Source organism: Clostridium sp. (assembly GCF_036639235.1).
Taxonomy (GTDB): Bacteria; Bacillota; Clostridia; order Clostridiales; family Caloramatoraceae; genus Clostridium_AB.
Window position 1 is genome coordinate 26238 of the sequence record NZ_JAVWJB010000017.1, and the last position, 9942, is coordinate 36179.

Here is a 9942-nt window from a genome sequence, read left to right on the forward strand (position 1 = left end):
ATATCTTAAAACTAACAAAAATATTACAAATAAAAAATGGTATTTTGTAAAAATATGTTATATAATCATATAGATAATAAAATAGGAGAACTAGGTATGAAAAAAGTAGTTTTTATTATGGTACATATATTTTTCCTAGTGATTTACCCATCTACTGTATACGCACAGGGGCAGAAGATAATAACAATTGGGGGAGATTGTGATTATCCACCCTATGAGTTTGTAGATAAGGATGGCAAATATAAAGGTTTTAATGTTGATATAATGAATGCAGTTGCAGCTAAAATGGGATACAAGATTGATTTTAAGCCAATGAAATGGAGTGAAGCTCTAGATAACCTTAAAAAAGGAAAGCTAGATGCAGTCCAAGGAATGAGCAAAATCACAACTAGGGAAAACCAGTTTATATTTTCAAACCCATATACAATAAGTGAGCAGGTTATTTTTACTAAGGTAGATACATCATATATAAGTGATATAAGTGACTTAAGAGGAAGAAGAGTTGGTGTACAAAATGGAGATGTATGTATGCAGCTTCTTACAGGTGTTTCAGATATAAAAATAGTTCCATATAAGAGTCAAAGGGAGGCTATGAATGGTCTGCTTAACGGTGAATTAGAAGCGGTTATAGGTAATAAAGTAGTCGGGCTTTATGAGATTCAAAAAAATGAGCATCTTGATAAGGTTAAGTTTGCAGGGGATATTATGTATTCAACAGAATATGGCCTTGTAGCTATTGATAAAAACAAGGATATTATCACCTTATTTAATAAGGGACTTGAGGACATTAAAAAAAGTGGAGACTATGAAAGAATCCATGATAAGTGGTTTGGATCTGTAATAGGTTATTCAGTTGATTCATATAAGAATCTTATAAATGGAACAATGGTTATAGGAACATTAATAACAGGAATAGTTATAGCAACTTTACTTATAAATAAAAGTCTTAAGCATAAGGTTGAGATTAGAACCCGTGAACTTGAACAGGTAAGTAAGGTAGTTGCTGAGGATGAGGAAAGATATAGAAAGTTTATTGAGGCTTGTCCAGATGCTATATTTACCCACGATCTTGAGAATAAGATTATATTTATTAATGATGAGGGACGTAAGCTACTTGGTGCTGAGAATAAAAGTGATATTATAGGACGTAATATGAGTGAGTTTGCCCCTAATATGATATACGTAGAAGAAATGGTTGGAAGCTATTTTAGTGGTAAAACCGTTTATAATAAAAAGATACGAAAAATAGATGGAACTTTAATTGATGTAGATATTAGAGGAGCATTTGTTAATTTTGGAGGTAAGGAGAATATTCTAAGTATAGTTAGAGATATAAGTGATAGAAAAAGATTATATGAGGCTATTGAGTACGATAGAATCAAAACAGAGTTTTTCTCAAATATGTCACATGAACTTAGAACACCACTAAATGTTATACTAGCATCACTTCAGCTTATGGAGAGCAAAATAAGAAGCTCAGAGGAATGTGAGCAGGCAGCTAGTATAGAAGGAAGTATTGATAATATACGTCATAATGGACATAGGCTATTAAGACTTGTTAATAATCTAATTGATATTACTAAAATAGACTCAGGATATATAAGTCTTAATTTAAGTAATGGAAATATTGTTGATGCAGTTGAAAGTACAGTAGACTCGGTTATTGAATATGCAAAGGTTAAGAATATAGATGTTATATTTGATACTGAGGAAGAAGAAATTATTATGGCATTTGATGATGATAAAATAGAAAGAATTATGCTAAACCTATTGGCTAATAGTGTTAAGTTTAGTAAGGAAGAGGGAGAGATTTTCGTTAACATTAAACGTGTAGAAGATAGGGTAGCAATAAGCGTCCGTGATAATGGTATTGGAATACCAGAGGATAAGATCCCAGTTGTCTTTGAAAGGTTTAGACAGGTTAACAAGACTCTTACTAGAAGTTTTGAAGGAAGTGGTATTGGATTATCACTTGTTAAGTCTTTAATTGAAATGCAAGAGGGAGAAATAACAGTTGAAAGTGTATATGGTATGGGAAGTACATTTACTGTATATCTACCTATTAAGATAATAAGTGAAGAGGAGGAGACAATATCAAGGTCATTAATTACTAATAAGGATATGGCGGATATTGAATTCTCTGATATAACATAGTAATTAGGCTACATTTAAGATTAGTTTTAGATGTAGCCTAGTACTTTGTTTAGACATAGTTATGACGATTTTAAAAGAATTAGATTCGTGGTATAATCTTTAAAGGTTTAAAATGTAAAGAGTGTTGATAGGAGAGAGTAGAATGGTTAAGAAGAATGCAGAAATTGATGTTAATATAGATCATATGATTTTCCCTAATATAGGAATTGCTAAGGTTGAGGATGAAATTGTTAGGGTTAAGGGAACTCTTACAGGACAAAAGGTTAAGATTAGAATAACTAAGAAAAAGGGTGACAAAATCGAAGGTAAGGTTCTAGAGATTATAGAAAAATCACCACTTGAGGTGCCAAAGGGATGTATCCACTTTGGTGAATGTGGTGGATGTGCATATCAGAACCTATCCTATGAAAGTCAGCTTCACCTTAAGGAAGGTCAAGTTAAGGCTATAATTGATGAGGTAGTAGATAATTATGAATTCCTACCTATAGTTGAAAGTCCAACTTGTACAGGATATAGAAATAAGATGGAGTTTTCTTTTGGAGACCTTGAGAAGGATGGAGAACTTGCTCTAGGTATGCATAAGAGGGGAAGCTTCTACGAGGTTGTAACTGTTAGTGGATGTAAGATTATTGACGAGGACTATAAGAAGGTTCTATTATGCGTGCTTGACTTTTTCAAGGATAAGAATCTTACATTCTACAAAACAAGAAACCATGAAGGTTATTTAAGACATCTTGTTGTTCGTAAGGCACATGCAACAGGACAAATGCTTATTAACCTAGTTACAACAACTCAGAATCAAGTAGACCTAAGTATGCTAGTTGATAATTTAACTTCATTAGAACTTGATGGTAACATAGAAGGTATACTTCATACACTTAATGATACCCTATCAGATGTAGTTAAGAGTGATGAGACGAGACTTCTTTATGGAGAAGAGTTTATAACAGAAAATCTTTTAGGTCTTAACTTTAAAATATCACCATTTTCATTTTTCCAAACAAATTCAAAGGGTGCTGAAGTTCTTTATACTAAGGTTCGTGAGTTTGCTGAGGATATAGAAGGTAAGGAGATATTTGACCTTTATTCAGGTACAGGAACTATTGCACAGATTATGGCACCTGTTGCGAAGAAGGTTACAGGTATTGAGATAGTTGAAGAGGCGGTAGATGCAGCTAGGGAAAATGCTAAGCTTAATGGACTTGATAATTGCCATTTTATAGCAGGAGATGTTCTTAAGGAAATTGAGAGCCTAGAGGGTCAAAAGCCTGATATTATAATTCTCGACCCGCCAAGGGAAGGGATACATCCTAAGGCTATACATAAGATAATTAACTTTAAGTGCAAGGAAATTGTTTATGTATCATGTAAACCAACTTCACTAGCTAAGGACCTTGAGGTATTCCAGGAAAGAGGATACACTGTTGAGAAGGTTCAATGCGTTGATATGTTCCCATTTACAGCACATGTTGAAACAATAGTTAAACTAAAAAGAAAATAAAACATAAAAATCCTATCATTAATAAAGCATATAAGCTGTTGTTAATGATAGGATTTATTGTTATATAGAAAAATACTCATCATCGTCATCTAAAGAATCTACAGTGTTGTTTGCAATAGTAATAAGTTCAATAACTATATGCTTGTAGTTAATAACCATAAATACAAATACTACTGTTTTAAGAATATATACAATAAGTGAAGTAGGATCGTAGGTTCCACTAATAATAGTTATAGTAGAATCTATTAGTGTTACCACTAGTAAGAGTGATGTAGATATAAGAAGTCCGTTAAATATTTTAGAGTTTGAAGATGAGGTTTTGTATTTTTTAATGCCATAAAGAAATAAAGTAAATAGAATACAACTAAAACTTGATGCACAGGCAAATAGAATACCCCTTGTATAAAGTGAATTAAGATTATCTATTATGTAACTAAGTAAGTTTACACAATCAAATGCTAGCATTGGTATAATTGAAAATACCGCTATAAGGTTTAATTTTCCTGCAACTGAGCTTTTGTCTGTATAGCTGCAAAGCGCATAAAAAGATATGAAAGTTAGCACAGAAGATAATAAGTATACTAAAGTAAGTCCTAATCTTTGAGTGTCATAAAGATTAAATTTAAATGCTATTTCTAATGTTCTATTAGTCGCTATAATTATGTATGATAAAACCCCGGTATAAATGATTTTTTCTATGCTCATAGTGTTCCCCCGTTAAATTAACAAAATATTTACAAATCCCTCTCTTATAGATTATAGAATTTTTGACGTAATTTTACAATGGAATTTTGAAAAAAGTGCAAAATATTTGAAAAAATTAAAAAAAACTTCAAAATAATTTCCTATAAATAAACATCGTTTATTAAAGTGGACACTTGAAGATTACTTTAAGTGTAGAAATAGATGGGAAAAGGGAAAAGTGCAAAATTAAAGACCCCAATACTATGGCATAAAGTATTAGGGTCCTGCCTAGAAAGGCGAGGTTAAAATGAGTTTGGAATATTAATAGTATGTACAAGATAACTTTAACTTATACATTAAGGTAAAAAAGTTTTTTAATTTAATATTTTTTAAGTAAATAGAAATTATTATGTGAGGTTAGGTAATTTATGCTATTGACATATATAGGATAAGTTAATATAATACATTTAATATAGAATATGATGTTTATTAGCTATGATAAGAAGAGTAGGTAATAAGATTGGTGATTAGCGAGTCTATGGCGGTGTAAGTTAGACCACTATATTATTATTGAATAACATCTTGGAGCTTCTAACCGAAATCCTAGGAGAGTAGACTTAGACGCAGCTGCAGCGTTACTAGCAGAGGGGTATTTTTGTACCCTTTATGAGTGTGCTTTTAGCAAACTAGGGTGGTACCACGGAATTACAGCCTTTCGTCCCTTTTATGGAGACGGAAGGCTTTTTTATATTGATTTTAAGGAGAGTTGGTTATGGAAAAAGTAGTAGTACCAAAGGATTATAAGTCACAACTAGGAATTAGAGAAACAGAAATTGCAATAAAGTTTATTAAGGATTATTTCGAAAAGACATTAGCAGAGAACCTTAACCTAATAAGAGTATCAGCACCATTATTCGTTAAGAGTAGTTCAGGACTAAATGACACACTTAATAATGTTGAAAGACCTGTTAGTTTTGATGCTAAAGGACTTGAGGGTGATGTTGAGATTGTTCAATCACTTGCTAAGTGGAAGAGAATGGCCCTTAAGCATTATGAATTTGAGGCAGGGGAAGGGCTTTATACAGATATGAATGCTATTAGACGTGATGAGGACCTTGATAATATTCATTCATACTATGTTGATCAGTGGGACTGGGAGAAGGTTCTACTTAAAAGTGATAGAACAGAGCAGTACCTAAAGAATACGGTTAAATCTATTTATAAGGCATTTAAGGATACAGAAGAAAAGGTATCAGCTAAGTATCCATATGTAGAAAAGTGCTTGCCAGATGATATTACATTTATAACTAGCCAAGAACTAGAAGATAAATATCCTACTCTTACTTCAAAGGAAAGAGAGCATGCAATAGCTAAGGAATGTGGTGCAGTATTTATAATGAAGATAGGTGATGTACTAAATTCAGGTGAAAAGCATGATGGAAGAAGCCCAGATTATGATGATTGGAGCCTAAATGGAGATCTATTATTTTGGTATGAACCACTTCAAATAGGACTTGAACTTTCATCAATGGGAGTTAGGGTAGATGAAGAGGCGCTAATTCGTCAATTAGAACTTGCAGGATGCAGTGAGAGAAAATCACTTCCATTCCATAGCAGTCTATTAAATGGAGAGCTTCCATATACAATAGGTGGAGGAATAGGACAATCAAGAATTTGTATGTATTTCCTACGCAAAGCTCATATTGGAGAAGTTCAATCAACTATATGGGATAATGAAACTATTACTAAATGTAGTGAAAATGGAATTAACCTACTGTAATAAAAGTATACAAAATAGCATATAAAATTAAAATATAAAGAAATGGTAGGGTAGGAGCACTTGTTATTACCCTACCATATAAATTAGGAATATTTAGGTGGAAAATTATTTATAGTTAAATTAAAGACATTAGATAATGTCTTTTTTTATATAGATACTTGCAATAATGTGAATGCAAAAATTCATTTTTTTAAAATATGAAATGCAGCAAATCATTCATAATTTACAATGGTACAGCTTTTGTAGAAACTAAAACAAATCTCTATAATGGCTTGAAATTAAGGGGATAAACGAGTATAATATACCTAAATGTTTAGATAAAGAGCAATGCTTTTAATATATATTGTTATAATTTAGCGAGGTGATGGGAATGAAATTTAAAAAAGTGCTTGTTGCAAATAGAGGGGAAATAGCTATAAGGATTTTTAGAGCGTGTAACGAACTAGGTATCAGAACAGTAGCTATTTATTCAGAAGAGGATAAGAAGTCACTATTTAGAACTAAGGCAGATGAGGCATACCAAATAGGACAAAACAAGGGACCGATAGACGCGTACCTAAGTATAGATGAGATTATCCTTTTAGCAAAGAAGAAGGGTGTAGACGCTATCCACCCAGGATACGGATTCCTTTCAGAGAACCCAGAGTTTGCAAGAAAATGTGAAGAAAACGGAATTGAATTTATAGGACCAACAGGGGCGATGATGGACTCCCTAGGAGATAAGATTCAATCAAAGCTTGTTGCAAAGTCAGCAGGAGTACCAACTATTCCAGGAGTAGAAAAACCAATTAAGTCAGAGGACGAAGCTGTTGAATTTGCAGCTAAGTGTGGCTACCCAGTAATGCTTAAGGCAGCTGCTGGTGGTGGTGGACGTGGAATGAGAATAGTTAGGGAAGAAAGTGAACTACTAGAATCATTTAAAAGTGCACAAAACGAAGCGAAGAAGGCATTTGGTATTGATGATATATTCATAGAGAAGTACCTAGAAAAGCCAAAGCATATAGAGGTTCAGATACTTGGAGATAAGTATGGTAATATTGTTCATCTTTATGAGAGAGATTGTTCAATTCAAAGAAGACACCAAAAGCTTATTGAGTATACACCAGCATTTTCTCTTCCAATAGAACTAAGAGAGAAGATCTGTGCAGATGCTATTAAAATAGCTGCTGCAGTTGACTATAGAAGTGCAGGAACAGCAGAATTCCTTGTTGATGCACATGGAAACCACTACTTCATTGAAATGAACCCAAGAATTCAGGTTGAGCATACAGTTACTGAAATGGTTACAGGAATTGATATAGTACAAGCTCAGCTTCAAGTTGCTCAAGGATATGAGCTAGGTTCAGAGGAAATTGGTATTAAGAGCCAAGATGATATATCAGTTAGAGGATACTCAATCCAGTGTAGAATTACAACTGAAGATCCTGCTAATAACTTTGCACCAGATACTGGTGAAATAGACATGTACAGAACAAGTTCAGGATTCGGTGTTAGACTAGATGGTGGAAACGGTTTCACAGGAGCTACTATTAGTCCATACTATGATTCACTACTTGTTAAGATAATTTCCCATGGTAGAACATTTGAGGAAGCTATTAGAAAGGTTGATAGATCAGTTAGAGAAACTACTATTAATGGAGTTAAAACTAACGCAGGATTCTTAATCAACGTTCTAAGACATGAGAAGTTTGTTAAGGGTGAGTGTACAACTAAGTTTATAGAGCTTAATCCACAGCTTCTAGAAATTGTTCCAAAGGAAGATAAGGAACTTAAGATCCTAAACTATATTGGAGAAAAGATAGTTAACGAAGGAAAAAGAGGACACCAAGACTTTGATGTACCTGTTATTCCAAAGTTTGATAAGAGTGAGGCTCTTTATGGAACTAAGCAAATTCTTGATGAAAAGGGAGTAGAAGGTGTAATTGACTATATTAATAGCCAAGAAAAACTACTACTAACTGATAGCACAATGAGAGATGCACAGCAATCACTTATGGCTACAAGACTTAGAACTCGTGATATGGTAGCTGTAGCTGAGCCTATAGCACACCTTGCTAAGGATTTATTCTCACTAGAAATGTGGGGAGGAGCAACATTTGATGTTGCATATAGATTCCTTAAGGAAGATCCATGGGAGAGACTAAGAACTATAAGAAGAAAAGTTCCAAATGTACTACTTCAAATGCTTATTAGAGGAGCTAATGCTGTAGGATATAAAAACTACCCAGACAATGTTATTAGAGAGTTTATTAATAAGTCAGCTGAAAATGGAATTGACGTATTTAGAATATTCGACTCACTTAACTGGTTAAAGGGTATGGAAGTTGCAACTGACGCTGTTATTAAGTCAGGTAAGATTGCAGAAGTTTGTATCTGCTATACAGGAGATATAACTGATAAAAGCAAGAGTAAGTACACAGTTGAATACTATGTAAACCTTGCTAAGGAAATAGAAAAAATGGGTGCACACATACTTGGAATCAAGGACATGTCAGCACTACTTAAGCCATATGCAGCATATGAACTTATAACTGCACTTAAGAAGGAAATTTCTATTCCAATACACCTACACACTCATGACACTACAGGAAATGGTGTAGCAACTATTCTTATGGCAGCAGAAGCTGGAGTTGACATAGTAGATACTGCATTTAACTCAATGGCGGGACTAACTAGCCAGCCAGCACTTAATTCAATAGTTGAAGCTCTTAAGAATACTAAGAGAGATACTGGAATGGACACAGACTCACTACAAAGAGTTTCAGATTACTGGGATGCTATTAGACCTGTATATGCTGATTTTGAATCAGATCTTAAGGCTGCATCAGCAGAAATCTATAAGTATGAAATACCAGGGGGACAATACTCAAACCTAAAGCCACAGGTTGAAAGTTTTGGACTTGGACATAGATTTGATGAAATTAAGGGTATGTACAAAGAAGTTAATGACATACTTGGTGATATAGTTAAGGTTACTCCATCATCAAAGATGGTAGGGGATATGGCTATATTCATGGTTAAAAATGACCTTACAGCAGAAAACATAATTGATAAGGGACGTGATTTAGCATTCCCAGACTCAGCTGTTGACTACTTTAAGGGAATGATGGGACAGCCTGAAGGTGGATTCCCTAAGGATCTTCAAAAGATAGTTCTTAAGGGTGAAGAGGCTATAACTTGTAGACCAGGTGAGCTTCTACCATCAGAGGACTTTGATAAGATTATGGAATACCTAAAGGAAACTCATGGTATAGAGCCAACTATGGAAGATGCTCTAGCTTATGCATTATATCCTAAGGTGTTTGATGAATATCTAACTTTTGTTAAGAAGAACGGCGACTTCTCAAGAATGGGTAGTGCAACATTCTTCCATGGATTAAACGAAGGTGAAACTGCTGAAGTTGAAATTGCAGAAGGAAAGGTTCTTCTAATTAAGCTTCTTAAGATGCTGAAAACTGATGCAGAAGGAAATAGAATCCTTGTTTTTGAAGTAGATGGATATAGACGTGAGATTAAGATTAAGGACAAGCAAAGCCTAACTTCAACAGAACAGGTTGCTGTTCAGATGGCAGACCCTGATAACAAGTTTGATATAGGAGCTAGTATACCAGGTAATGTTCTAAAGGTGCTTGTTAAAGAGGGAGATACAGTTTCAGAAAACCAAAGTCTAGTTGTAATAGAAGCTATGAAAATGGAGACTAATATAACTTCAAAGACTGCTGGTGTTGTAGAATCAATTGTAGTAAAGGAAGGAAGCCAAGTTAAATCAGGTGAACTTCTAATAAAACTTAAAGAGCAATAAGATGTAGTTTAAGGGATATCC

The 9942-nt window shown here is 33.8% G+C and carries 5 protein-coding genes and 1 other annotated feature; of the genes, 4 read left to right on the top strand and 1 reads right to left on the bottom strand.

Annotated features, from left to right (window positions below; translation table 11 throughout):
- The first annotated feature begins 96 nt into the window (after nt 1-96).
- Together RR539_RS06130 and rlmD are read left to right on the top strand one after the other, a co-directional pair.
- Nucleotides 97-2154 (top strand): transporter substrate-binding domain-containing protein, encoded by a 2058-nt coding sequence (locus RR539_RS06130; RefSeq protein WP_332473353.1) that lies wholly within the window; start codon nt 97-99, stop codon nt 2152-2154.
- A gap of 142 nt (nt 2155-2296) precedes the next feature.
- A complete protein-coding gene (gene rlmD / locus RR539_RS06135; protein ID WP_332483439.1) occupies nt 2297-3655 on the top strand; it encodes a 23S rRNA (uracil(1939)-C(5))-methyltransferase RlmD in 1359 nt (452 codons plus the stop codon).
- Nucleotides 3656-3715: 60 nt separating this feature from the next.
- Here the strand turns inward: rlmD and RR539_RS06140 are convergent, their stop codons facing one another.
- Nucleotides 3716-4360, bottom strand: a complete 645-nt coding sequence (locus tag RR539_RS06140; protein WP_332473351.1) for a hypothetical protein — start codon at nt 4358-4360, stop codon at nt 3716-3718.
- Nucleotides 4361-4825: 465 nt separating this feature from the next.
- Nucleotides 4826-5065: a binding site (T-box leader), on the top strand.
- A 46-nt stretch (nt 5066-5111) separates the two neighbouring features.
- Between RR539_RS06140 and asnA the strand changes: the two genes are divergently transcribed.
- Both asnA and RR539_RS06150 read left to right on the top strand, forming a co-directional pair.
- Nucleotides 5112-6119, top strand: a complete 1008-nt coding sequence (gene asnA / locus RR539_RS06145) for an aspartate--ammonia ligase (protein ID WP_332483440.1) — start codon at nt 5112-5114, stop codon at nt 6117-6119.
- Between the two features lie 364 nt (nt 6120-6483).
- Nucleotides 6484-9921 carry a pyruvate carboxylase gene (locus tag RR539_RS06150; protein WP_332473378.1) on the top strand — a complete coding sequence of 1146 codons (3438 nt, stop codon included), beginning with the start codon at nt 6484-6486 and terminating at the stop codon, nt 9919-9921.
- Nucleotides 9922-9942: the final 21 nt, after the last annotated feature.

Excerpts from the sequence above, each read along its gene's own strand:
- RR539_RS06130 (WP_332473353.1), top strand. The coding sequence starts at position 97 with ATGAAAAAAGTAGTTTTTATTATGGTACATATATTTTTCCTAGTGATT.
- rlmD (WP_332483439.1), top strand. The coding sequence starts at position 2,297 with ATGGTTAAGAAGAATGCAGAAATTGATGTTAATATAGATCATATGATT.
- RR539_RS06140 (WP_332473351.1), bottom strand. The coding sequence starts at position 4,360 with ATGAGCATAGAAAAAATCATTTATACCGGGGTTTTATCATACATAATT.
- asnA (WP_332483440.1), top strand. The coding sequence starts at position 5,112 with ATGGAAAAAGTAGTAGTACCAAAGGATTATAAGTCACAACTAGGAATT.
- RR539_RS06150 (WP_332473378.1), top strand. The coding sequence starts at position 6,484 with ATGGGAATGAAATTTAAAAAAGTGCTTGTTGCAAATAGAGGGGAAATA.